This window comes from Candidatus Bathyarchaeota archaeon, assembly GCA_030739585.1.
In the GTDB taxonomy this organism is placed as follows: Archaea; Thermoproteota; Bathyarchaeia; order TCS64; family TCS64.
The window spans coordinates 46558-71040 of sequence record JASLYX010000002.1 but is presented as its reverse complement, the minus strand read 5'-3'; the positions used below and the strand labels follow the sequence as shown (position 1 = coordinate 71040).

Here is a 24483-nt window from a genome sequence, read left to right as displayed (position 1 = left end):
ACTAGGGAAACGATATTGCTGTAGTTTCACACTTTCTCAGGTATGAAGAGCTGATGGATCATGCCGTCAGCGCGCGCATCAAGCCCAGTCATTATGAAAAATTGTTTAGGTCAATCCCAATTTGACGTTCCTAGAAAAGCGATCTAAGGAAAGTTCCAGTTTCACTCTCCTCTCCCTAGTTTTCAAATGTCGGTCATGCTTATCAATCGCTAAAACCTGAATCGATTGCCAATGAAACTAATAACCGAATTTGTCCCCAGAATCCACGTCGTTGAGCTCGCGGACTGGGGATTCCATTACTATCTGGGAGCCTTTTACTCCTTCGAGGAGGTTCCACCGAGATACACTTGGAGGAAGGTGGACTTTAGGGTCAACGACACGGTTGTCTATGTAGACCTACAAAGGTCAAGTGTCAATACAAACGCGTAAAATATTCTAGACTTTTAATGTGGGAGAAAAAACCCAACTACAAATGCCATCCGTTTTAACAAAACAACAAAGCTTAGTGGATTTTTTTTAGCTAGACATAGAACTTTATTTATTACTACAAAAATTGTCCTCATGCACACGCGATTATTTTATGAAGCTAAAGACACTAACTACGCCATGAGTCTCATTGAGCCTTGACTGCATTGTTCTAGACCCTGATGAGATACCTAGTAAGTGGTATAACATCATTCCGGACCTACCCTACCAGCTTCCACCCTATAAGATCATTAACAGTGGAAAAGAGGTGAGATATCTTCCCAGTATATTCACGGATGCTTCGTCAAAAGTAGAGTTCTCGGGCAGGCGTTGGGTGGATATCCCGAGGGAAGTTTTAGAGGCATACATTAAATCGGGGAGGCCCATGCCTTTGAGAAGGGCCCGAAGGCTAGAAGATTCCTTGAAGACGCCTGCGAAAATATACTATAAATGCGAGGAGATGCATCCGGTCGGGACCTTTAAAACAAATACAGCACTGCCTCAGGCTTATTGGGCTATGAAGGAGGGCTACAGAAGAACTGTCTTCGTCGGTTCATCGAACACGAGGACGAAAATGGCCCACGCATATTCGGCGATGTATTTCGGGCTCATACCGACGGTGTTTATTTCAAGAATGGATGCAAAAAGGAGCCCCGAGCACCCGAAATTCCTAAAGGAAATGTTAAGTGCTGACATTATTCACTCCCCAAGTGAGACCACAGAGGTCGGGCGAAAAGCGCTTAGATGCGACCATAATCAACGCGAGTCAAATGTCGTTAGGGCCGAAGTGGAAGAGGCTGCAAGAAAAGATGATGCAGTCGCGGTAGTCTCAAGCTTTCTAAATCACGCCCTATTGACCCAAACGATCATGGGTCTAGAGGCAGAAAAACAGCTGACAACTATCGAAGAGAAACCGGATATAATAATAGCGCCAGTAGGCGGGGGTAGCAACTTTTACGGTTTAGTAGCGCCATTCGTTCATAAAAAGCTGAAAAAAGAAAGCCAAGTCAAGCTCTTAGCTGTTGAATCCGAGACATCGGCTAAACTGACCCAAGGAATCTATAGTTATATCCGCTTACAAGGCCCGATTTCAAGCTACCTCGGGAAAACATACGAATTCGAGATTGAGAACCCAAGACCGGAGGTCATGGGTATCGGTATACAGACATCAAATACAGCCCCCTTACTTGGATACCTTAACAATATCGGCATTATTGACACGGTCGCCTATCCTAAAGATGAAAAAGTAATCTTTGAAGCAGCAAAAACATTCCTAAAGACAGAGGGCCGCCTCATAGCCCCAGAATCAGCCTACGCAGTTAAAGCTGCTATCGACGAGGCGAGACTCGCGAAAAAAGAACAAAATGAGAAGGTCATCCTCCTCTCTGTAAGCGCTACAACTTTTATGGATTTTGGGGAAAAGAAAAGGTATATGAAATTTATGGCTTGATAATAATAAGGCAAACCTTTCTTCAGATTCCCTAAGAGACTCGAAAAGGATTTCTATAGTATATTGACCTGTTTCGTGCGCGTGGAACGGAAAAAAAAACTCTTACACATTTCAATCATCCTCTGATCTAGGCGGGAAGGGAATGCTGGGACGAGGTTGGAAAAGAGAGTCTTCGTTATCCTCTCTTGCCACGTCCTAGAAGTTATCGTAATACGCGCTCTATATCATAGTCACAGATATCATATCCTTGGCATATTAGTCAATTCGGTCAATCTAGGGGTGTAACGAATGGGGAAATGGAAAACAAAGGAGGACGCAGTCTCGATGTTCGTGGTGAGGATGGTTAGCCTCATCCTAGACCTCTCCTTTAACTCATCCTATCAATGGTTTACCTTGGTCCAGCGGAGGGCACCATCAGTTGCAGCCGCCTTCATATACACAGGAGCTAAGACCCTATCTCCCAAGGGTTCAGATAACATTACGGAACTTTGTCTATGAGCGTTAAAGTTCTTTCTGGTCTTGGAGGTTCCCTAAGCTGGTATTCTTGGTCGTAGAGGGCCTAGATGCCTCAGGGAAGACAACCCAGGCGCAGAGACTCAGGGACCATTTGGAGGCGAGAGGATGCGCTGTCTACGCTCGTTTCCACCCTGAAAGTGACAACTGGGCGGGGATCAGGGCGAGGCGCTTCCTTTTAGCGGATGGGTGGAGTGCCCACTTTGCTGCTGCGATGTTCTACATAGCTGACGTCCTCAGGAGTGTTATCATAACCCCGTGGCGGGCCTATGACTATGTCATCTATGTCCGATACCTTATGGGAACGATATATTTGCCTCCGCCCATAGGGGTCTTTGCCTACCGATTCTTCACCACCATCCTCCCCAGGTCGAAACACGTCTTCTACTTAGATATTAAACCCGAGGAAGCCTATTCTCGTATCGTTCGAGGTCGAAGCCAAATAGAAATGTTCGAATCTAAAGAACAGCTCGAGAAAATTGGGTCCCGTGCCTTTGCCTTGGCTAGTTCTAGCCGATGGATCATCATTAACGGGGCGGGAACTGAGGAAGATGTCTGGGAACGGATCTTGGCTAAACTAAAGTCTAATCTTTGAGATCGTTTTCGCACCCAGCGGATCAATCCATCGCACGCATATTGTTTGCAGTAATGATGGATCCCATAGATCTGGGACCATGTATTATTTCAAGAGATATTTAATAATCTCCATGAAACAACTCCTAGATTGTTATGGCACGAGACCCCATTTGTGGGATGCATGTTGATGAGACATTAGCCGCATTCACCGCGGAGGTGGAAGGGAAGGCCTATTACTTCTGCAGTGATGCCTGCATGCTCACTTTTGTCCAACCTGAAGAGGAACGCGTATTGCTGAAACGCATGGTTGTTTTCAGTCTCGGCTTCGGGCTTCTGACGATGGCGATCATGTTCTACCAGGGCCCGCTTCCTTGGTTATCCAAGCGGATGTGGGCTTTCCTCCTTGCTACCTCGGTTCAGTTTATCCCGGGCTGGAGATATTACAGGGGAGCCTGGAGGGCTATCAAAGCTCGGACCATGAACATGGACACTCTTATAGTCGTGGGGACCTCAACCGCCTGGGTATATAGTACCATTGTTGTCTTCTTCCCTCAAATAGCCCCCAGCAACGAGGTCTACTTCGATACCGCAGCTTTGATAATCGCCTTGATCTTGGTGGGTAAACTCCTCGAAGAGATCGCAAGGGGGAGGGCCTCTGAGGCCATTCGCAGACTCTTAGATCTCCAACCACCTGTGGCACGGATCCTCAAAGAAGATGGGACGGAAGAGGAGTTGCCAGTGGAGGAGGTGATGCCCTTCGACGTAGTCATTGTGAGACCAGGAGAGAAGATTCCTCTAGACGGAGAGATCCTTGAGGGGAACTCCTCAGTGGACGAGAGCATGGTCACCGGAGAGAGCATCCCCGTGGTCAAGTCTGCAGGGGACGGGGTAATTGGGGGAACGGTAAACAAAGAGGGAGCCCTCAAGGTGGAAGTCACTAAGATCGGCATGAATACCACCATGCAACAGATAGCCCAGATGGTCGAGGAAGCTCAGCTCAGCAGGGCTCCTATCCCGAGGGTCGCCGACATAGTCGCTGGATACTTCGTGCCCATAGTCATCACCGTCGGCATCATCACTTTCGCCGGATGGTACTACGTTATGGGATCAACATTCGGGTTTGCCCTTAGGGCGTTCATATCTGTGGTGATAGTGGCATGTCCCTGCGCAATAGGCATCGCGACTCCTACAGCAATCCTTGTAGGGGCAGCCAAGGGGGCAGAGAATGGGATCCTCATAAAAGGAGGAGAATACTTGGAAAAGACCCGGGAGCTCCAGGCCATCGCTTTTGATAAGACGGGGACCCTCACAAAGGGGGAGATCACCGTCACGGATGTTATCTCTGAAAATGAGGGACTCATTAGGCTAGTAGCCTCCTTAGAACGACGCTCGGAGCATCCCATTGGGGAGGCAATTATGAAATATGCTAAAGAGAAGAGATTGAACCTCCTAGAGCCAAAAAATGTAGAGGCCCTAGCTGGGAAAGGGATTAAGGGAACTGTCGATGGCCAGGAGATGATAGTAGGCACACAAAGACTCATGGATGAGATCGGGGCCAAGATCTCTGAAGACCTCAACGCCAAGGCTGACCAGCTATACGGGGAAGGAAAGACCATCATCTTCATCTCCTCAGGTGGGAAGGTCAATGGCCTAATCGGGGTAGCCGATGAGATCAAGGAAAATGCCGCCGAGGTGGTGGCCAAGCTGAAGAGCATGGACCTACAGGTAGTTATGATAACGGGAGACAACAAACGCACAGCCGAGACCATCGCAGGGAAGGTAGGGATAGACCACTACCTCGCTGAGGTCCTTCCACAGGACAAGGTCCAGGTTATCAAGGGTCTCCAAGAGGAGGGGTTGATCGTCGCGATGGTGGGGGATGGCATCAACGATGCTCCAGCTCTGGCCCAGTCAGAGGTGGGTATCGCCTTAGGGAGCGGGACAGATGTGGCGAGGGAAACGGGAGGGATCATTCTGATCAGGAATAATCTAATAGATGTCGTAATAGCCATACAGCTGAGCAAGGCAACCTACTCCAAGATCAAGCAGAATCTGTTTTGGGCCTTCGGATATAACATGATGCTTATCCCCATTGCGGCTGGATGTTTCATCCGTTGGGGGCTGAAGATGCACCCCCTCTTCGCCGCCGGGGCGATGGCATTTAGTAGCATTAGCGTAGTCTTTAACAGCCTCCTCCTGAGGGGGTTTAAACCGAAGCTATAGCCGTTAGCCAAATCCCTCAATGTGAAGACTATTCCACTCTTTAGAGGGGATTCCTCACGCGCGTGAAAAAGTCCAGACTACAATATCGCTATTGCCCTTGAGAACCGCGTTAACATAATACAACTCACAAGCCCGACTCCGAAAATAATAGATATCTTCTAACCATCAAGTTGTCGATGATCTTCTCCCAGACGAGGGATATACCTTTATGGGCGCGAGATGGATAGGGATATCACCGAAAAAAATCCGGGAATCAGATGAATGGACCAGAAATTATTATAGATAACGGTGAACATCTCAATCGAAGTTAGAAAAGAGGACCCCCATGAAGCAGCTAAGCCACAACGGAGTCATGGTCCCCCCCAGATACAAAGGCCAGGATCTCACCATCAAGGTCAAGGGCCATACCATTACGCTCAACAACAAACAGGAGGAACGGGCCATGGCCTGGGCCAAAAAGATAGGCACACCCTATGTTGAGGACCCCGAGTTTGCCTCAAATTTCCATAAGGACTTTTCGGAGATCCTCGGGACGACTGTCCTCCCAGGAGATGTCGACTTCACCCCCATCCATCGGATCATCATAGCGGAACGCGAGACCCGTGCCAACATGACGCGTGAGGAGAAGAAAGCCCTTGCGGCCAAAAGAAAGGAGATCCGGGAGGCGAACAAGGAGAGATATGGCTGGGCTACCATAGACGGGGAACATACACAATTGGGAAACTACACTGTAGAACCCAGCAGTATATTCATGGGCCGAGGGCAGCACCCCATGAGGGGAAAATGGAAGGAGGGGCCTAGGCATGAGGATGTCGAGCTCAATCATTCCCCTAATGTACCATATCCACCCGGGGCCTGGAAGAAGATCTACTGGGAACCAGAGACCATGTGGATCGCAAGATGGAAGGACAAGCTTAGTAACAAGATCAAATACGTCTGGCCTCACGACTCTAGCACCATAAAACAGAGGAAGGACATTGATAAATTTAATAAAGCCCGTGAATTCAGGAAAAACATCAAAAAGGTCAAAAACTATATCAACGACAACCTAGACTCCGATGACCTCACCAGGAAACAGACCGCCACGGTCACATTCCTCATAGACCACTGTAAATTCAGGGTAGGCGACGAGAAAAGCGAAGACGAGGCCGAGACCATCGGAGCTTCCACCCTCCGCCCTGAGCATATAAACTTCAATCGGAACGGCACGGTCACATTTAATTTCATTGGAAAGGACTCAGTCCGACACACCCTCTGCGTCGCGATCCCCGACTCCGTCGTCAACAACCTCAAGGAGTTCAGCGGAGACCCTGAAAAGCCCCTATTTGAGAAAGTTAACTCGGAGCGGGTAAGCCACTTCCTTGACGAGGTTATGACGGGCCTCTCCGCCAAGGTATTCAGGACCCACTACGCCACGACTGCCGTGGAATCAGCACTAAACCGGACTCAAGTTGCCCCAGAAACCCTTGAGTACGTCAAGAAACACGTCGCCATTATGGCCAACCTCGAGGCAGCAAAGGTCTGTAACCACAAGCGCTCCATCCCTAAGACCTGGGAGCAATCCCTCCAGAAGAAGAGAGACCGCCTTGAAACTAGAAAGGTTAAGGCTAGAGAGAAAGAGAAAAAGCTGAAGCAGAAAACTGTGGAGACAAAGGAGAAATATAAGGAACGGCTCGGCAATTACCATCTGAAACTAGAGAAACATAAAGTAAAGCTGGAGGAGTACAAGGGGAAGTTCGAGGAGAGGAGGCTACAGGAGAAATCCACAAAGGGCATAGAGAAACGCATCGCCTCGAAGAAAAGGGCCATTAGGACTCAGCGGGAACGCAATAAGAACCTCAAGATCAAGCAAAGGGAGCGCCTAGAGAAATTGAAGATGAGGATCTTACAGATAAAAAAACGGGATAGGGAGGCCATCCAAAAACTCAAACTTCAGATTACGGCCCAGGCGGAGACACGGGACTACAACCTTGGCACATCCATGAAAAGCTACATTGACCCACGAATCTATTACAACTGGAGCCAGAAAGTTGATTACAACTGGAGGAACGTCTATTCTAAGACCCTCCAGAGTAAATTCAGCTGGATAGACCCTGAAGGACTAACAGGTCAGTTACCACCTCAGTCTTAAATCATAATAAACCCAGACATAACAAGATTCCACAATGAAGAACCTGGTTAAAAGAAAGCTCAAGGCAGGTAAACCCAGCATCGGCACATGGATCACAGTAGGCCATCCCGACGTCTCGATGTACCTCGCCGACCTAGGATTCGACTGGCTCGTCTGTGATATGGAGCACGGCCCTTTCGGCCCCGAGACGTATCATTTCATGGTCCAAACGATGCTCTACAACCGGGAAAACTGCCTGCCTATGGCCCGTATACCATGGAACGACCTTATTTGGGCTAAGAAGGCTATGGACGCCGGTGCTACGGGTCTCGTTATCCCCCGAGTTGAGACTGCGGAGATGGCCCAGGAGACGGTCAGGATTATGAAGTACCCTCCCAAAGGAGAGAGAGGCGCGGGCCCTAGACTCGCCGCATTCCAGGACCCGGACTACTTTACCACAGTCAATGAGGAGTCCCTCGTGGTTGTCATGATCGAAACCCAGAGAGGACTAAATAACATCGACGAGATATTTGCTGTAGAAGGAGTCGATGCATGCTTCGTTGGTCCATCAGACTTCACATTAGATATGGGGATCCACCGCCAGTACACCCACCCTAGATTCACAGACGCCCTGGACATGATAATCAGAGCTGGGGAGGAGTACGGAGTCGCCCCTGGGATGCACTGCCAGACATCCAGCGGCCCCACCAACATCAGTAACGCTATAGAACAAGGATTCAAGTTCTGCGCTGTCAGCAGCGACGTGGGATTCCTCCGGGCAGCCGCTGCTGATGCCATCAACGAAGTCAAGGGCTGGAAAGCCTCAGAGAGAGAAGAGATAGAGCTCTAAGGAAAGGCACTCCTTCCACCATTAAACACAAATTAAGCTCAGGTCCACATCTCAAATGGCGGTAACCCCCATGCTCAACCACATTACTATGATTATCCGGAATAGGCACACAAAACAAGATGACTCTGCCCACGCAGCTGTAACCATGCTATTTATTGAGACTGGGGGAACACTCAAAGTCCTTCTTGTTATGAGAGCAATACGCACGGGATATCCCTGGTCTGGAAATATGGCGTTCCCCGGAGGAAGGCGAGACCACGGAGATCCAGACCTCATGGCAACAGCATACAGGGAAACACAGGAGGAAACAGGGATAGACCTGACACATTGCAAGACCATTGGACCTCTTGACGGCCTCCACTCGACGGTGATTCCCGATCTATGCATACAACCTTTCATGTTCTTCTGTAAGGATCCCCCAGAGATGGTCCTGAACGAGGAGCTCATAGCGCACTATTGGATACCCCTTGAGGAGTTGGATGTGTCCCGGGGCAAAACCAGGGTAGGTCCTCGAGAAGTTCCCGCATACCTCCTCAAAGGAAAAGTAATATGGGGTCTCACTTACAGGATGCTAGAGAAAGTTTTTGACATTCTCAATGGCGAGACATAGTCTTCAGTCCTTCAGGAACCTAGCAAGCGCGTCAGCTACATCCCCAGGCAGATCACCCACAGTTACTCCTGCGTTCCTAAGCGCCTCAATTTTTCCGATGGCAGTCCCAAAATTGCCTAACACTATGGCTCCTGCGTGGCCCATACTCTTACCTGGAATTGCTGCCCTACCCGCAATGTAAGCGGCAATAGGCTTTGTGAACCCACCATTTAAGATGAATTTCGCAGCCCTCTCCTCAGCATCCCCGCCGATCTCCCCGATCAGGGCGACGGCCTCCGTATCATCGTCTTCCTCAAACCACCGCAAAACATCAATGAAATCAAGGCCCACTACGGGATCACCCCCTATGCCTACGCAGGTGGACTGCCCTAGCCCACGTCTGGAAATATGGGATGCAATCTCGTAGAACAAGGTCCCGCTACGTGACACGATTCCGATGTTTCCCCTCTGGAAAACCTGCTCGGGCATTATCCCCATCTTTATCTCACCCGGCTTTATTATCCCGGGACAGTTCGGCCCGATGATTGTCGTGCCCCTCAGCCGAGCGTGGGCCACAAGCTCCATGGTATCTCTAACGGGCACACCCTCAGTAATTACTATCACCGGGTCAATCCCTGCCTCAACAGCCTCTAAGGCGGGATCGAGAACGAATCGAGCCGGGACAAAAAGAATCGATGCATCAACTTCTACATGAAGCTGCGCCTCGGCTATTGAGTCAAAGACAGGCACACCCTCAACCTCAATTCCTCCTCTTCCTGGAGTAACTCCCGCTACGATCCTAGACCCGTAATCCAGCATGAGCCTCGTGTGGAAGCTGCCTTGGGTACCAGTTATCCCCTGGACGAGGACCCGGGTATCGGCGTTTATGAACCTGACCAGTTCAGCTCCCCCCGACCAAGGAGACTGCCCTCTCTGCTGCCTCCTCCATTGTCTCCAAAGTGGATATCCCCTGGGCTCTGAGAAACCTCCTACCTTTCTCCTCGTTTGTGCCGACAAGCCTGACGACAAGAGGTATATCAGCACCCATCCGACTTCTTGCCATCACTAATCCCTTTGCTATATCATCGCAGCGAGTGATGCCCCCTAGAATATTTACGAAGACCGCCTTCACACGAGAGTCCTCCATTACAAAGGAGACCCCGGCCTCGATCCTCTCCGCGGAGGCCCCTCCACCGAGATCCAAGAAGTTAGCAGGTCGTCCTCCGTAGAGGGTCACAGTATCGAGGGTGGCCATTGTGAGCCCCGCTCCATTTCCCACGATCCCAATGTTGCCATCCAGCTCCACATAGGTGAGACCAAGGTCTTGTGCCTTTATCTCCCTCGTTGATAGATCGCTAAAGCCCCCAGATCTGGAGACCTCCACGAGATCCGGATGCCTAAAAAGAGCATTAGTATCTATGTTCAGACGGGCATCCAGGGCTACGAATCCATCGGGTGTTAAAACCAAGGGATTAATCTCAGTGAGCTCGACATCCTTCTCCCAAGCGACACGATACAATCTCCCAATAATCGAGGCGAGGGAGAACATCTCATCTCCGGAATAGCCTAGAAGATCGGCGATCCTCCTGCTATGGTGATCCCTCAGACCGATCACGGGGTCCACAGAGTGCCTCACGATACTTTCAGGGGTCATAGATGAGACCTCCTCAATATCAACGCCCCCCTCTCTGGAGGCCAGCACCACGTAGGACCTGGTCCTCCGATCAACTGTAACGCCTAGATAGAGCTCATCGGTAAAATCAATTTTCTCCTCTATAAGAAGTCGTCCGACCTTAGCACCTCTAACCTCTGAACCCAAAAGATCCATGGCGACAAGTTCAGCATAATCCGGGGAGTCCGCAAATTGTATGCCCCCCGCTTTTCCTCTCCCCCCCACAGGTACCTGAGCCTTTATTGCCACGGTCCCTAGCCTAGTTACGGCCTCCCTTGCCTTTCTCACGGAATCCACAAGGTTTCCTCTCGGGGTTCGAATGCCATAATCCAGAAAGATCTTTTTCGCCTGATACTCGAGGAGCTTCACTCGGCAGTCACCCGACCGGCAACTAGAACAGTTGCTTCCAGATTAATAAAATAAAGGGTATGAAAACAAAAACTAGGATAGCACTCACTTGTGTACCTCGATAAGATAGTCAATACTCTCATATGTGTTGATGAAAGGTGTAGAGAGCCTCTTATCCCCCGGAGTATCTCAGATACCTGATGATAGCCACGACTATACTAATGTCCTTTAGGACCTGACAGATCTTGACGTCACGCATATGACTTTTTAACAAAGGCGTCAAAGAAAGCTAGCTTACCCGATAAATGTTATATATTAATGATATATTTTTCATATGAAGAAAGTATCATGTGATTAACAAGGTGAAAAAAGGCATAAGTGAGACTTGCTACCGTTTCTTCTCAACTCTGGCAAATCCAACGAGATTAGCGGTATTAGAGAGCTTAATGGAGAACCCGATGAACGTGACTCAACTTGCTGAAACATTGGGCAAAGAGCAGAGCATGATTTCTCATAATCTCCGCCCCCTGGTTCGGTGTCAGTTTGTTAACGTTGAGAAGAAAGGCAGAGAGCGACTCTACTCAGTAAACCGCGAGACGCTTGATCCCCTCTTTAAAGTGATAAAGAAGCATTTCGTCAAATGCTGCTTATCAAACTTGAAATGCCAAGAAAATGAGAAATGAAAGCTATCCATGGCAGGCTGATCCTATCTTGGGCTCGCCCTAAAAGACTCCGTAAATTGTTCTCTACAAATGATATAAATCCAACAAAAACGCGAATAAGCGAATTGTTTTCTATAAAGGGTATAACCCCAACAAACATGAGAGTACATGAATTGTTCTACTTTATATGCCACGGCTTCATTGGAATGAACGTGAAACACGCAATCCACTGGGCAAACTAACAAACAACTTCAGGAGCTGGCCAACTAGTAGGTAACGGCGTGCGGATTTAGTAGTATAAAGCTGGATAGAAAGTCAAAAATGCATTAAGGAAACAGACATAAGTTGAGTAAAGTCGATTTTTCAAGAGTAACGTTAGAATCTCTTTAAAAAAAGATAAATTCAACTTAGATAACCGCAGTCTTAAAAAAGTATACATTGAATGTCGATCCAATAGCGTCGTGGAAGTTCTCAAAAGAAAGGCGGAATAACTTAATTGGATGATGGAACATGAGTTCCTCGCGGCCCAGATGGAAGAAGTGCGTGTATAGAAAGAGTTGAGGTAGAAAAGATGGCTTATGTCAGAAAGAGAAACGGACAACTCGCTAAATTCGACCAAGAAAGGATCACTGAGGCGATCTGGAAAGCGTTTAAGGCGGTTGGCGGAAAGGAACGATATATTGCTCAAGGGTTGAGCGATCAAACAGTAGAAAAAATCCATGAAAGGGTTGGTTTAGATGGGGTTCCCACAGTAGAGGAAGTTCAGGACATTGTGGAGAATACCCTGATTCAGAATGGGCATGCCAAAATGTCTAAGGCTTACATCCTGTATCGGCAGCAGCATAAAGAAATGCGGGAGATGGCGGCACTGCTGAGTTCTGATGATCTGGTAGAACAGTATTTGGACCGCGCAGATTGGAGGGTGAAAGAGAACTCGAACATGAGTTACAGCCTCCAAGGCCTAAATAACTATCTCTCATCATCCGTAATCTCGAATTATTGGTTAAACCGGATCTATCCACCGAATATAGGGAAAGCGCACAGGTCAGGGGCCTTCCATATTCATGATCTCGCGGTTCTGGGACCGTATTGTGTGGGCTGGGATCTACCGGATCTGCTGTTATCTGGATTTAAGGGAGTACCGGGGAAGGTGGAGAGTAAACCGGCGAAGCATCTCAGGACCGCTTTAGGTCAGGTGGTAAACTTCTTCTATACGCTTCAGGGAGAGGCTGCCGGGGCCCAGGCCTTCAGCAACTTTGACACATACCTAGCCCCATTCATAAGATACGATGGAATAGAAGAACAGGAATTAAAACAGATTATGCAAGAGTTCCTTTTCAACATAAATGTTCCAACCAGAGTCGGGTTCCAGACACCCTTCACAAATATCACCCTAGACATTAACGTTCCAAAATTCCTCAAAGATGAACCAGTCATAATCGGGGGTAAAATTCAGGACGCGGCTTACGGGGACTTTGAAAAGGAAATGGCCCTTTTCAACAGTTCATTTGCTAATGTACTCAGCGAAGGAGACGCCTCAGGTCGAGTTTTCACATTCCCCATCCCTACGTATAACGTCACAGAAGATTTCGAATGGGAGTCCCCTGTCGCAGAACAGATCTTTAAGATGACGGCAAAGTATGGTATCCCATACTTTTCGAATTTCATCAACACCGATATGAACCCAGAGGATGTGAGAAGCATGTGCTGTCGCCTCAGGATCGATAATCGAGAGCTGCGGAAGCGGGGCGGGGGATTCTTTGGGTCGAACCCGCTGACGGGATCCATTGGTGTTGTAACAATGAATATGCCTCAGATTGGCTACGAACAACCATCAGAGGATAAATTCATGGAGAGACTGGGGGAGCTCATGGATATGGCGAAGGATAGCCTCGTCATCAAGCGCAAAGTGGTAGAGAGGTTCACAGAGAAAATGCTATACCCGTATTCAAGATACTACCTGCGCAGAGTTAAGGAAGCCTTTGACTCATACTGGGCGAACCACTTCTCAACGATAGGCCTCGTTGGGATGAACGAGGCGTGCCTGAATCTGATGGACACAAGTATTGCCTCCCCCGAGGGGCTCAGTTTCGCTGAGAGGGTAATGAACTTCATGAGAGAAAGACTCTCCGACTACCAGGAAGAGACGGGACACATCTTCAACCTCGAAGCAAGTCCTGCTGAGGGCACATCATATCGTCTAGCACAGATTGATAAGTTGAAGTACCCGAACATCACAGTGGCAAACGAGAGTTATATGTCGGGAGGTGCAGAGCCATTCTACACTAACTCGACGCATCTCCCAGTGGATTACACCGATGATGTCTTTGAGGCATTGGTGCATCAGAACAAGCTTCAACCTCTCTATACGGGCGGGACTGTTCTTCACACCTTCTTAGGGGAGCAAGCTCCTAGTTGGAAGGCTGCATCTGATCTGGTGCGGAAGATTGCAGAAAACTCTTCTGTTCCCTACTTTACTTTGACCCCGACTTTCAGCGTCTGTCAGAGCCACGGATATCTCCGCGGGAATCATCCAAAATGTCCCGAGTGTAACTCCCCTGCGGAAGTCTACTCAAGGGTCGTGGGATATCTCAGGCCTGTTGATCAATGGAACGACGGGAAGCGATCGGAGTGGCGAATGCGTGAGACCTATGATAGGGGCGTGAGCCTGGTTGAGGCTAATCAAGAGTGAGGTTCTGCGGGTTCAAGAAATCTACTCTCGTGGACTACCCTGATCGGGTGTCCTCTATTCTTTTTGTGCCGGAATGTAATCTCCGGTGCCCTTTTTGTCAAAATTGGAGAATCGTAATTGAGCCTGAGGGGCCTTTCCTATCAGAGGATGAGGCATTAGACATATTAGGAAAGAGACGAAGGTTCATCGACTCTGTGGTGATAACAGGGGGAGAACCCACCTATCAAGAAGGGCTCCCGAAGTTTCTCAAGAGGCTGAAGGAAAAGTGCTTCTCGGTAAAACTAGACACTAATGGAATGAGGCCAGACGTGCTGGGGGAGTGTCTGGCGCTCGTTGACTATGTTGCCATGGATATTAAGACTGCGCCCGGGCGTTACGGTGAGATAGGTGGTTCCTCTGAGGCGTTAATAGAGAGCGTGGGGCTGCTGCTTGCGAAGGGAGAGGATTATGAGTTCAGGTGCACCGTGGTTCCAGGCTTAGTGGATGAAGGAGCAGTTTTAGAGATGGGAAGGGCTGTATCAGGAGCTAGACGGTTCGCGTTCCAGCAGTTTGTCTCTGGTGACACATTGGACCCGGAATTTCGAGAGGTAAAGCCTTTCGGAAGGGGAGTGATTAAAGGGTTCGGGGAGCTTATGGAAAGCTACGTAGATGAAGTTATTCTAAGGATTTAGCCCGAGGACATGGGAAATAGAAGCTTTCATCCCTGGATAGGTGCTCCGGCCGGGATTCGAACCCGGGATCTCCAACTCGAAAGGCTGGAATGCTTGACCGGACTACACCACCGGAGCCAGGGGGGGTTATTGGTATTGGGGCGTTTATATGTTTTCCCGGGTTGGGGTGGTGTTTTTATCTGGGTTGGCCAGGTATCTTGTTGGGGGCCCGTAGCTCAGTTTGGTTAGAGCACCTGGCTCATAACCAGGTGGTGGTGGGTTCAAATCCCTCCGGGCCCACCATTTAAAATCATTGATTCATGCACGAGTCTAAAGCCGTCTTTTTTCTCACGCCCGCGAAAAGATGAGATTAAGTGGAGACGGCACTGGCAATGAAGATTGAGGCTCTCAGTGCGTTAAAGGCCCCGAGGAAGTCATTTTGAATAAACCTGAACCCTTTTCCGTCGAGCCTCTCAGCGGAGGGCATAAACTCAACAGCATCCCCTAATCTTGAGTTGGTAAACCTGACGACTATCTCCACTGGAGTCTTAAACACGAATGGCTTCACGGTCACTCCCCCTTTCAAGGCCTTTGTGGCATTCTCCCGGATAAGGGCCCTCGCGATATCGGGGTGGAGGCACCTAGCTGAGGTTCGCCCAATGGCTTCTTTCACCACCGCTACCTCAATGCCGGGATCCAGCTCCTTCGCTTCCTGAGCTGTCGACTGATCCCCCGCTAGGAAAACCAATGGGACTCCAAAGTGGCCTGCGATCCCCGCATTGATAGCGGTCTCACCCACCTCCATCCCGTTGATGGTGACGCTCTCAATGGTGCGCCCTGAGATCGTGTGGCTTAGCACCCCATGCTTAGTCCCCTTCTTAGCATGGTATCCCACAAAGAAAACGGCATCGAAGCTGCTGTCGATCCCTGCCATCTGGGTGAGGGGCTTGGGGGTCCCCCGGACCAGCACCGCCGCCTTATTGAGAACTTCGGGCTCGATGTTCCTCATACCTCCATGGGCGTCGCTCACCACGATCTCGGCCTCTGGGACTACCTCCAAGATACCGTCAATGGCAGCGTTCACGTCGGCCACCATAAGGGCCCTCCCCGTCCTGTACTCAGCCTTATCACGGCCCGTTTGGCTCCCGTCTACGACGCCGGATATCCCTTCCATATCCACTGAGATGAAAACTTTCATTTAGAATCTCCCATGTAGGGTTGACACTCCGCTGATAAATGCTTTTCAGGAGAAACCCACGAGGCTCAGGCGGTCATCCGTCGGTAGATCACCCTCCTGTCGAGGATAGCCATGTCTACCGGGATGTCGACGTTCTCCATTTTTGGCACAGTTAGGATGTCCCTCTAAGACCACCATTTCCGGTCACATCCTCTGTCTCGAGGTTCCAGTCAAACCTCCCACTAACTGGATTAAGGGAGTCCTTGCTCACTTTTACTAGCTCAAACGCGAGTCTGTTAGAGATGGAAAAATGCCCTCCTACCGTGGAGAGGAGTACTGGATTATCCTTGATAGTCCTATCAAGATCCCCCCCCGGGGGGGATACCGCTTTTCAGTCAGCTTGGAGTTGTCCTCCCTATAGCCCATGACCCCCTCACCTTTAGGAGTCTCCGCAGTCTTCTCTGCGAGACGGGTCTGGAGATCCGCAATGGAATAGCCCGCCTCCTTGCTGAATCCATCAGAATTTCTCTCACCACCACTCCTAAAAGATGTGGCAGGGAGAGTTTATACGCCTCGGGATCACGGTCATTCCCCAGAGATCCACAAGACAGTCCTCTCTCCGATGAGGACCTCTACCCCCTTGCTTATTCCCACTTAAGTTATCCTCCTGAACTTCACGGCCACTGCTTCCGCGATGGAATCATCCTCATCCATAGTTACGAATCTACAGTTGAGAAGACCCAAGTCCGCCGCGATATAAGACTTTGAATCACTGATTGTATCTCTTATTTTTTAACGTAAAAAATATCCTAGGTCCGTTCACCTTAAAACTGAGGATCCTCATAACTCTTTTAAATGGTCCTGCCCGCCAAGACGTTCGAGATCAGAGAGAAGATATCCCTCGCTAAGGTCTATGAAAAGTTACAGGCATTCAGGGAAGAGGAGGACTGGGAAGGGGAGGAGGTCATATCCCTCCTCACGGAGGTCCTCGACCTAGAGCTGGCGGAGGACTCCATTAAGGGGGTCTTCGCGAGGGATTATGTGAAGCCCCGGCACTACAAGAGGAAGATGGTGGAGACCCCCGTTACCGAGGAAGCCCCATTCTGGGTAAAGCCCTATGAAAAGCGAACCTTCCTAATTGTAGTGGCCCCCAGCGTTGCCAGAGGGGTCAAAAAGCTCCTCACCAACCATGTTGCCAACAAGGTCAGCGAGATCCTCTTCGGGGTCACTGGAGCTATCGTCGAGGTCAGAATCCCTGACGAAATCCTGATGAACCTTCACGAGTCGAACCCACAGGCCACTCGGCTTATCTGGTTTGACAACGTCGACATCCCAGGGGTCAACAAGCTCTGCCTCGCCGGGGAAAGCCTAGCTGACACCGGACTCTACAAGGATTACAAGGAGCACGGGAAAATCTGGTATGTAGTGTTCGGGATACAAAAGCGGGGAATCACCGTTGGTGTGTCACGGAACTGCGTTGTCACCCTGTTCAGTAAGAGCAGCCTCGACGAATTCATCCGCTATCTTACTGATGACTTTTTCTCCCTCATAGATTGATGGCGCCCTCACCGGGACACTTACAGGTTCTCTTTGACGTAGAACCTGAGATCCAAGTCTAGTCTTTCGTGATACCGATCCTACAAAGTTCTGATTACGGGATCTGAGCCTAAGTTCAGTATTCGGATCTCGCTTCTAGTTCCTAGAACAGAGGAACCACGAGTGCCCAGATGGATCTCTAGGCGAGGACCAGCTCCCGAGGGTCGCTCGTGAGAGCTCTCGAGGAGTCTATGGGCCTATAGTTTGGCATGGACTCCATCCTCAGGGTGGGCTCAATCGCCCTGATGAGCACCGCACCGATCTTATTGACTTTAAGGACAACGACATTGAACACCCAGTGCATGGTGTAGATGAAGATCTGCCTAGGTTCTCATCATATGAGGGTATTGTATTTCTTCCTCCCGTGGAAGACCCTCAATTCGATATCCCCGGCCCCAAAGTATGCTCCGGTCTCCAGGGTATCCTCCTCCAGGACCTCGCGGTAAAGCACACGAACGAGGCGCTTCCCCAAAATCCTCTGCGCAACTACCCCAGGTTCCCTTGATTAGAACGAAATGGGAAGAGGTTTCTTCGGATCGGGTCTATTTAGGGTCTCCGTCATTTCGGCTATTGTTCACTTGTCCACGTAGTCCATGGCCTCCCTCTTGGGTTAGACCATAGATGACCACGACGTCCATCTCTAGCTTTTGGATAAAGAAATCGTATTCTAGTATGCTCAGATGCTATGCGAGTGATTTTTCATCAATCCTTGTCGGTTCACTGAGCACCTCGGGGTTAACCTCTCCTCTTTTGAGGCCCAGAGAATCTCCCTCCTCACCGAACGGCTTATCGCACAGAGGTATCTGATGTGTTACTCTTTCATAGTATTCCAGATGGTGAGTCCTTGTCAGAAAATTTTACAAAGAAGGATCTGAATCGTAGTTTTTTAAACGGTTATCCAAGCTAAGATGCACAGCCTAAACGGTAATGCCTCCTCCTTACAGAAAGACTTTAAACCTCAATATGTTTTTCTGAGGTGGGTCCAAGCATTTAGTGGCAGATGTCATCAGACGTTAACATTGAAGGAATCACGATGAGTGAAGAGGATAAGTTCAAAGAGGAACAGGAAGAAAACCCCGTAGAGGGTCCTGTGGCGGCTCCCGAAGAGCAGCCAGTGAAAGAAGAGAAACTCAAGAAAAAGGAGCCCGTCATCGAGAAGGGTGACTTTATCCTAGTGGAGATGACCGGGAGGACACTGGAAACTGACGAGATTTTTGACACCACAGACGAGGAGCTCGCTAAGAGAGAGAACATACATGAAGAAGAGAAAACCTACGGCTCAAAGCTAGTTGTCATAGGAGAAGGCTGGGTCCTCAAGGGCTTAGATGATCGCCTCGTCGGCCTCAAGCTCCAGGAGACAGCCGAGGTAGAAATTCCCCCCGAGGAGGCCTTCGGAGAGAGGAACCCGGAGAATGTGAGGATGGTCCCCTTCAGGGTCCTCAGATCAAAAGGGATCAACCCTGTCGTAGGGCAGCAATTGACGCTAGACGGTAGAACCGCAGTTGTTCGGAGTATGGGTGGGGGTAGAATCCAGCTTGATTACAACCATCCTCTTGCAGGCAGAAGAATCGTCTACCATGTCAAGCCTAGTGTCAAACATGATAACGACGAGGATAAGATTAGGGCTCTCCTAGGGCGTCGGTTCATGGGAATTGATCTAAGCCTCTTCAAGATCAAGATAATGAAGACAAAGGTCAAAATCGAGATTCCCTACGAGATCTTCTTTGGGGATAACATCCAGATCGCGAAGAGTGGCGTTGCCCTCGATATCCAACGCTACTATGATGATATCGCCATGGTCGAATACACCGAGGTCATAAAGCGGGCCGGCTAGGGAAGTCCCCTTGAGGACGGAGGTAGCCGTCGTCGGCGGTGGGCCCGCGGGACTCATCACTGCCCGGGAGCTTGCTGCTCAAGGCATTCGAGTCAAGGTCTTCGAGGAGCATCCGAAGATAGGTACCCCTAACCACTGTGCAGGGGTCCTGAGCATCGAGGGACTCAATCGCATCGGGGTGGAACCAAACATCGATTTTCTCAGGCATGAGATCAAGGGAGGCACAGCCTTCGCCCCGAACGGCACTGGGATCAGGATAATGGGCAGGAAGACCCGGGCTTACATCGTGGACAGAACCGTCTTTGACAAACATCTTGCTGATGCCGCGAGGGACGCAGGGGCTGAGATCGAGACAAAACACCGTATCCGAGATTTTATCATTACGAACGGCAAGGTTGTCGGGGTCAGGGGAGACCTAGAAATCGAAGCAAGTATAGTGATCGATGCAGAGGGCGTTTCTGGCGCTCTAGCTAAAAAAGTGAGGCTCCATAAACCGGAAAGCGGTATCTTGGCGGGCATCAACGCCAACGTCCCCGGCGCCCAACTGGAATCTGACATGGTAGAAGTCTGGTTGGGGAAGAAACTAGCAGAGGGAATGTTCGCCTGGGCGGTGCCAAACGGAGAGGACGAGATACGCTGCGGCCTTGCTACTAGTAAGGGGGACGCCTTGGAACTCCTCAGGAGCTTCATCAAGGCCCGATTTGGGCTCTCGAAGTGCGAAGAGCCCACGAGATGGCCCGTGCTAACCGGGGGACCTATTGACAAGACACACGGGGAAGGAATACTCCTGGTTGGGGATGTTGCTGGTCACACGAAACCTACCACGGGGGGAGGAGTCATCTTAGGGGGTATGTGCGCGATAATAGCTGCTGAGACGGCGATTCAGGCCCTCGAAGAGGGAGACTACTCTGCGAGTTTCCTCAGACGATACGATAAAAGGTGGCGGGAGGCTCTTGGAGGGGAGTTCTCCTCAATGCTCAGGATGCGGAGGTTCCTAAACTCCATTCCTGATCCCCGGATGAATAAGATTTTCGCATCAGTCAAGTCAGCTGGCCTTGAGCCGATCCTGGAGAAGTTCATTGCAGAAGGCGATATGGACCTTCAAAGCGAGTTTCTCAGGAAGGCTCTCACCCACCCTGGGATGCTTCGGGTCCTAACGGGCACTGTTGGCCACCTCGCCTTGGAGGAGTTCAAGAGCCGATTTAACCTTTAAATAATCGGCTGTGGGCTTGATAGTAAGCTGAGCAAAATGCCATCCTGTATCTCCTGCAGTAAGAGGACAGCCCCCGGCGAGAAGACCGTAAAGTTTCAGTGCCCCAGCTGCGGTAACGTCTCCATCTTACGATGTGAAAGGTGTAGACTCTTTGGGAGGGCATACACCTGTCCTGGATGTGGGTTTAAAGGTCCCTAGGCTTGAGTTTTTTCGTCGCAAACAGCACATTTACACAGATCACCATTTGGTGATACTGGGTTTTGGTTGATATAATGTAGATTGTTAAGCATTACAGAAAACTCCCGCGAGAAACGTTTCCTTGAGCTCTGTTGGGGATACTTCAGAATTGCCAAAAAAAATATATTTCATTGTCGGACAACTATTACAGAAAATGACGGTCAGAGGCCTCCCAGAGCCTATGCGGGCTACTCTGTTCTATATCCTATTATTCCTTACTATTGCATGGGGGTTCGAGCTCGTCCCAAGCGCATGGCTCGAAAGGCTCACAGCCGAGATCATGACGGGAATTTTTACCTTACTGAAACTCTCCTCAAGCAACGGGGTCGACAATGGACTCGCATATTTGAGCCTTATGGGGGGCGCCCGGGACGTCTACGTCATCATCATACGGGAGTGCACAGCGATTCATGTTTGGGGTGTCCTAGTCGCCCTGATCCTACCCCTTAACAGAGGGAGCTGGCAAAGGAAGGCCATTAGCCTCGCATTCGGGTGGGTCCTTGTCTTTCTCATGAATTTGTCCCGAATCTTCATCATAGTCTACCTAACGGCTTTCAATCTGCCTCCGTTCACATGGTTCTTCACGAATCCCACGGTAGATACCTACCACTATCCGATAAGCTTCATCTATGGAGTCATTGGCATTGCGATCCTTATTATTACTATTAGCAAGTGGTTTCTTCCTGGGTTCGCTGACACACTAATCACCCTACTCGACGGATTCAAGCCCATGTTCGTCAAGGGAAAAGACTAGGCGTCCTACTAGATGAGCGGCAGCGAGCCCGTAACCTTGTCTAGCAGATCAGACTTATCCGGGCCCAACCCCAGGGCGGTGATGGTACCTGTTGGCACCTCGGTGTGGCCAGCGTCCTGGATGATGATGTTAACGATATCGAGATCAACTGCCTTACTCTGGAGTTCTTTGAGCTCCTTGAGGGACTCGGCCTCTAATGACACCTTCTTGGCCCCTTTATCCCTCCAGTTGCGCCAAGCCTTATGGTTCTCTTTCTTACCGAGATCCGATGCCCCGACGGCGGCATGTGCTGCCTGGGCGATAAGCTTCCCGGTGCTCATCCCGAGGTCCATTCGGAGAACGATGCACATCTTGTACCCGAAGGAGTTTTTGCCCACCTAGGGCACCAACCGGTCTCTGTCCCTAGGAAACATGCAGCATTCCCGGATGTTTTTCATCCCCGTTACAGTCATGGTGAGCCTCTCTAACCCGATGCTCCACCCTGCGTGGGGGGGCGCCCCGTAACTGAAGCTCTCGATGTAGTGGAAAAAGTTGTCTGGATTGAGCCCCTTCTTCCGGAGCTGCTCCCTCAGAAGATCAGGGATGTGAATCCTCATGGTGCCACTGCTAATCTCAACTCCGCTGTATAATAGGTCGAAGGCGTGGACTACCTCGGGGTTATCTTCATAAGGCATAGCATAGAAGGCCTTCTGGACACTGGGCCAATCCTTCATGAAGAACGCCTCATCCCCCACCAGCTCTGTGAGTTTCCTCTCCTGGGGCTTCGAGAAGTCGTCACCCCATGCTATCTCCTCTCCGGAGGCTTGTAGCATCTCCACAGCCTCGGTGTATGTGATCCTCTTCAAGGGTAACTCGGGAATGATGATCTCCCGTTCCAGGAGCTCCATTTCCTTGGGGCACTTTTCATTAACATCTGTGAGCATATGGACAAAGATCTCCTCCAGTACTTTCATCACCGTCTCGTCGTCGGCGAAGGCCTGTTCAATATCCATCTGACGTACCTCGTTGAGATGGGTAGGGGTGTTGAACTTTTCCGCTCTCCAGATCGGTGTGATGGTGTATACCTTCTCGAAACTGATAGCACACATCTGCTTGTAGAGCTGGGGACTCTGTGCGAGGAACGCCTCCTTCTCGAAGTAGGGGAGTCTGAACAGGTCGGCTCCCCCTTCAGACGCAGAAGCTATAACACAGGGGGGCTGAAACTCAAGGTAATTCTGGTCCGTGAGAAACCTCCTGAAAGACGTCAGAAGAGTGTCCTGTACCCTAAAGATTGCGTTGCTTCTTGGCCTCCTGAAATCCATGAAACGATAGTTGAGTCTCGTATCAATCTCTGCCTTCACCGGGCCGAACAGGTCAAAAGGGAGAGGCTGCTGTGCCTTATTCAGGACCTCGATACTGTCCGGGATGAACTCGATCCCTGCCTGGGCGACCTGGGTCTCCACCACCCTCCCAGTGACCTTGAGGACATCCTCCCGGCCCAAGACGAGATCACCGAAATCATTGGAACCATTTTTCTTCACCGTGATCTGGATGTCTCCAGTCTTGTCCCGGAGCACAATGAATATGATCTTCCTGAGATCTCGGGACCGGGTGACCCATCCGGCGATGGTGACCGTTTCCCCCAACATCCCCTTGGAGTCCTCAATGTAAACTCGTTCAAACAATCTAGGTAACACACCTATCCTTGTAGAGCCTATGGGCTAACAATCTCTTGAGTAATAAGAACTTTGGTGGATCAGAAGACGTACTCTACCCTGAGGTCCATGTTCCGGACCCCCTTCGCGATCCTCGTCAAAGCGTTAAGCCTCTTTAGGCTCAGGCGCCGAGCCCCGCGTCCCTGAAGTACGACTCGAGTCTCCGTGGTGCCATCTGGGAGCCAGATAATGTTTATGGTAATAATGTGCTGCCCCGTGAACAGGTCCTCGAGGAACCCCCGGTCGTTGAGACCATCCTCTATGACTAAGCCCCTTCGATTGAACTCATCGCCCACGTCCCTGGGGAGCCTCCCGGTATCCCCCATGAATTTGTTACGGTCCCCCCGTCCAACCACGAGGACGAGGAAGCCCCCCACATCGATCACCTTCTCCAGCCTCCCCTTCTGGAGCTGGGGATTCTTTCTCTCGACTTTTAGCAGATACTGGGCCACCTTCAGATAAAGATCGCTAACTACACCTGTATTGACCTTTTCCTGACACATGTTGCAGAGCATCCCACTCTTCAAGCAGAACTCACATAGTTGTGTTTGCACTTGGCCGTTCCTCCGGCGATTCCCAGAGAAGCCAGATGTCAGACACCAAGTTGGCTATTCTCATTTCATGACCTTTATCTCGATACTGCTCACATTAGTTGGTTGATCTCGGTCAGGAGATGTAAGCCTCTCGGTTCCAATGCTGATGTCCAAGACCTTCAAGTCGTTTACGAACCTATTCTTGATCACTTCTACCACGCCAACCGCTGTGCTGATCGATCTTCCCCTCGCCTTAATGAAGACTTCCTTCTCAGCGCTCTTGAGCAAGATCAAGCAAGCTAGCACATAGTTTAGGACCGGTTTTCTACCAATGAAAACGGTGTTCGATCTCGACATTTTGACTCCTCCAAATATCTTAGATTTAGGTGTGCTACTTGTTGAACGTACCTATTAAAAGTTTGTCGCGTTCTCAATAATTTGGAAAACGGTGAAAAACTGTTTGCATCCAATAAAAATAGGATAAATATGGGATTTAGTGTCTAGAATTGTAGCCGACCGATACTAGTCAAAGATTAATATGGGTATTACCATATGCTTGTAGACTTTGCCGCCGTGGCTCAGCTCGGTAGAGCGTCTGGCTGTTAACCAGTTGGTCATCGGTTCGAATCCGATCGGCGGCGCCAG

Annotated in this window: 24 protein-coding genes and 3 tRNA genes; 17 read left to right on the top strand and 10 right to left on the bottom strand. The window is 50.0% G+C overall.

What is annotated here, in order from left to right; genetic code table 11:
* Window positions 1–231 precede the first annotated feature (231 nt).
* The 8 genes from QGG23_02595 to QGG23_02560 all read left to right on the top strand — a co-directional run bounded on the left by QGG23_02595 (window position 232) and on the right by QGG23_02560 (window position 8797).
* Window positions 232–429 (top strand): hypothetical protein, encoded by a 198-nt coding sequence (locus tag QGG23_02595; GenBank protein ID MDP6048322.1) that lies wholly within the window; start codon window positions 232–234, stop codon window positions 427–429.
* A gap of 187 nt (window positions 430–616) precedes the next feature.
* The gene (locus tag QGG23_02590; GenBank protein ID MDP6048321.1) at window positions 617–1915 is read left to right on the top strand and encodes a pyridoxal-phosphate dependent enzyme; all 1299 of its coding nucleotides are present in this window, start codon (window positions 617–619) and stop codon (window positions 1913–1915) included.
* A gap of 288 nt (window positions 1916–2203) precedes the next feature.
* Window positions 2204–2413 (top strand): hypothetical protein, encoded by a 210-nt coding sequence (locus tag QGG23_02585; protein ID MDP6048320.1) that lies wholly within the window; start codon window positions 2204–2206, stop codon window positions 2411–2413.
* Between the two features lie 46 nt (window positions 2414–2459).
* Window positions 2460–3023, top strand: a complete 564-nt coding sequence (locus QGG23_02580; protein MDP6048319.1) for a thymidylate kinase — start codon at window positions 2460–2462, stop codon at window positions 3021–3023.
* Window positions 3024–3157: 134 nt separating this feature from the next.
* Window positions 3158–5227 carry a heavy metal translocating P-type ATPase gene (locus tag QGG23_02575; protein ID MDP6048318.1) on the top strand — a complete coding sequence of 690 codons (2070 nt, stop codon included), beginning with the start codon at window positions 3158–3160 and terminating at the stop codon, window positions 5225–5227.
* Between the two features lie 325 nt (window positions 5228–5552).
* Window positions 5553–7358 carry a hypothetical protein gene (locus QGG23_02570; GenBank protein ID MDP6048317.1) on the top strand — a complete coding sequence of 602 codons (1806 nt, stop codon included), beginning with the start codon at window positions 5553–5555 and terminating at the stop codon, window positions 7356–7358.
* Window positions 7359–7392: 34 nt separating this feature from the next.
* Complete coding sequence (locus tag QGG23_02565) at window positions 7393–8187, top strand: aldolase/citrate lyase family protein (protein ID MDP6048316.1); 795 nt, start codon at window positions 7393–7395, stop codon at window positions 8185–8187.
* Between the two features lie 55 nt (window positions 8188–8242).
* Entirely contained in the window at window positions 8243–8797 is a 555-nt protein-coding gene (locus tag QGG23_02560; protein ID MDP6048315.1) for a CoA pyrophosphatase, read from the top strand.
* Window positions 8798–8800: 3 nt separating this feature from the next.
* Here QGG23_02560 and sucD read toward each other — a convergent pair whose 3' ends face one another.
* On the bottom strand, window positions 8801–9676 hold the full coding sequence (sucD, locus tag QGG23_02555) for a succinate--CoA ligase subunit alpha (protein MDP6048314.1): 876 nt from the start codon (window positions 9674–9676) through the stop codon (window positions 8801–8803).
* 1 nt (window position 9677) lies between these two features.
* Entirely contained in the window at window positions 9678–10817 is a 1140-nt protein-coding gene (gene sucC, locus QGG23_02550; GenBank protein MDP6048313.1) for an ADP-forming succinate--CoA ligase subunit beta, read from the bottom strand.
* 1212 nt (window positions 10818–12029) lie between these two features.
* Here sucC and QGG23_02545 point away from each other — a divergent pair.
* A complete protein-coding gene (locus QGG23_02545) occupies window positions 12030–14150 on the top strand; it encodes a ribonucleoside triphosphate reductase (protein ID MDP6048312.1) in 2121 nt (706 codons plus the stop codon).
* Window positions 14147–14821 (top strand): anaerobic ribonucleoside-triphosphate reductase activating protein, encoded by a 675-nt coding sequence (locus tag QGG23_02540; GenBank protein MDP6048311.1) that lies wholly within the window; start codon window positions 14147–14149, stop codon window positions 14819–14821. The genes QGG23_02545 and QGG23_02540 overlap by 4 nt, the downstream gene beginning before the upstream one ends.
* A 41-nt stretch (window positions 14822–14862) precedes the next feature.
* Here the strand turns inward: QGG23_02540 and QGG23_02535 are convergent.
* A tRNA-Glu gene (locus QGG23_02535) sits at window positions 14863–14938 on the bottom strand.
* An 87-nt stretch (window positions 14939–15025) separates the two neighbouring features.
* Between QGG23_02535 and QGG23_02530 the strand changes: the two genes are divergently transcribed.
* A tRNA-Ile gene (locus QGG23_02530) sits at window positions 15026–15103 on the top strand.
* 67 nt (window positions 15104–15170) lie between these two features.
* On the opposite strand, the gene QGG23_02525 is transcribed toward QGG23_02530, so the two are convergent.
* The gene (locus QGG23_02525; GenBank protein MDP6048310.1) at window positions 15171–15998 is read right to left on the bottom strand and encodes a M55 family metallopeptidase; all 828 of its coding nucleotides are present in this window, start codon (window positions 15996–15998) and stop codon (window positions 15171–15173) included.
* Between the two features lie 834 nt (window positions 15999–16832).
* On the opposite strand from QGG23_02525, the gene QGG23_02520 reads away from it, so the two are divergent.
* Window positions 16833–17534: a hypothetical protein gene (locus tag QGG23_02520; GenBank protein MDP6048309.1), complete on the top strand. Its 702-nt coding sequence runs from the start codon at window positions 16833–16835 to the stop codon at window positions 17532–17534.
* 178 nt (window positions 17535–17712) lie between these two features.
* Here QGG23_02520 and QGG23_02515 read toward each other — a convergent pair whose 3' ends face one another.
* Both QGG23_02515 and QGG23_02510 read right to left on the bottom strand, forming a co-directional pair.
* On the bottom strand, window positions 17713–17877 hold the full coding sequence (locus QGG23_02515; protein MDP6048308.1) for a DNA-3-methyladenine glycosylase: 165 nt from the start codon (window positions 17875–17877) through the stop codon (window positions 17713–17715).
* Between the two features lie 30 nt (window positions 17878–17907).
* Window positions 17908–18045, bottom strand: coding sequence for a hypothetical protein (locus tag QGG23_02510; GenBank protein ID MDP6048307.1), 138 nt, complete (start codon window positions 18043–18045; stop codon window positions 17908–17910).
* A 561-nt stretch (window positions 18046–18606) separates the two neighbouring features.
* Between QGG23_02510 and QGG23_02505 the strand changes: the two genes are divergently transcribed.
* The 4 genes from QGG23_02505 (at window position 18607) to QGG23_02490 (ending at window position 21611) form a co-directional block, all read left to right on the top strand.
* Entirely contained in the window at window positions 18607–19407 is an 801-nt protein-coding gene (locus QGG23_02505; protein ID MDP6048306.1) for an FKBP-type peptidyl-prolyl cis-trans isomerase, read from the top strand.
* A gap of 10 nt (window positions 19408–19417) precedes the next feature.
* Window positions 19418–20620, top strand: a complete 1203-nt coding sequence (locus QGG23_02500; protein MDP6048305.1) for an NAD(P)/FAD-dependent oxidoreductase — start codon at window positions 19418–19420, stop codon at window positions 20618–20620.
* Between the two features lie 36 nt (window positions 20621–20656).
* Entirely contained in the window at window positions 20657–20818 is a 162-nt protein-coding gene (locus QGG23_02495; protein MDP6048304.1) for a zinc finger domain-containing protein, read from the top strand.
* A gap of 193 nt (window positions 20819–21011) precedes the next feature.
* The gene (locus tag QGG23_02490; protein ID MDP6048303.1) at window positions 21012–21611 is read left to right on the top strand and encodes an exosortase/archaeosortase family protein; all 600 of its coding nucleotides are present in this window, start codon (window positions 21012–21014) and stop codon (window positions 21609–21611) included.
* An 8-nt stretch (window positions 21612–21619) separates the two neighbouring features.
* On the opposite strand, the gene pth2 is transcribed toward QGG23_02490, so the two are convergent.
* From pth2 to albA, 4 genes are all read right to left on the bottom strand, one after another.
* Window positions 21620–21988, bottom strand: a complete 369-nt coding sequence (gene pth2 / locus QGG23_02485) for a peptidyl-tRNA hydrolase Pth2 (GenBank protein ID MDP6048302.1) — start codon at window positions 21986–21988, stop codon at window positions 21620–21622.
* Window positions 21989–23275: an aspartate--tRNA(Asn) ligase gene (gene aspS, locus QGG23_02480; protein MDP6048301.1), complete on the bottom strand. Its 1287-nt coding sequence runs from the start codon at window positions 23273–23275 to the stop codon at window positions 21989–21991.
* A 71-nt stretch (window positions 23276–23346) separates the two neighbouring features.
* On the bottom strand, window positions 23347–23859 hold the full coding sequence (locus QGG23_02475) for a hypothetical protein (protein ID MDP6048300.1): 513 nt from the start codon (window positions 23857–23859) through the stop codon (window positions 23347–23349).
* Window positions 23860–23919: 60 nt separating this feature from the next.
* Window positions 23920–24195: a DNA-binding protein Alba gene (gene albA, locus QGG23_02470; GenBank protein ID MDP6048299.1), complete on the bottom strand. Its 276-nt coding sequence runs from the start codon at window positions 24193–24195 to the stop codon at window positions 23920–23922.
* A 210-nt stretch (window positions 24196–24405) separates the two neighbouring features.
* On the opposite strand from albA, the gene QGG23_02465 reads away from it, so the two are divergent.
* A tRNA-Asn gene (locus QGG23_02465) sits at window positions 24406–24482 on the top strand.
* The last annotated feature ends 1 nt before the right edge of the window (window position 24483 follow it).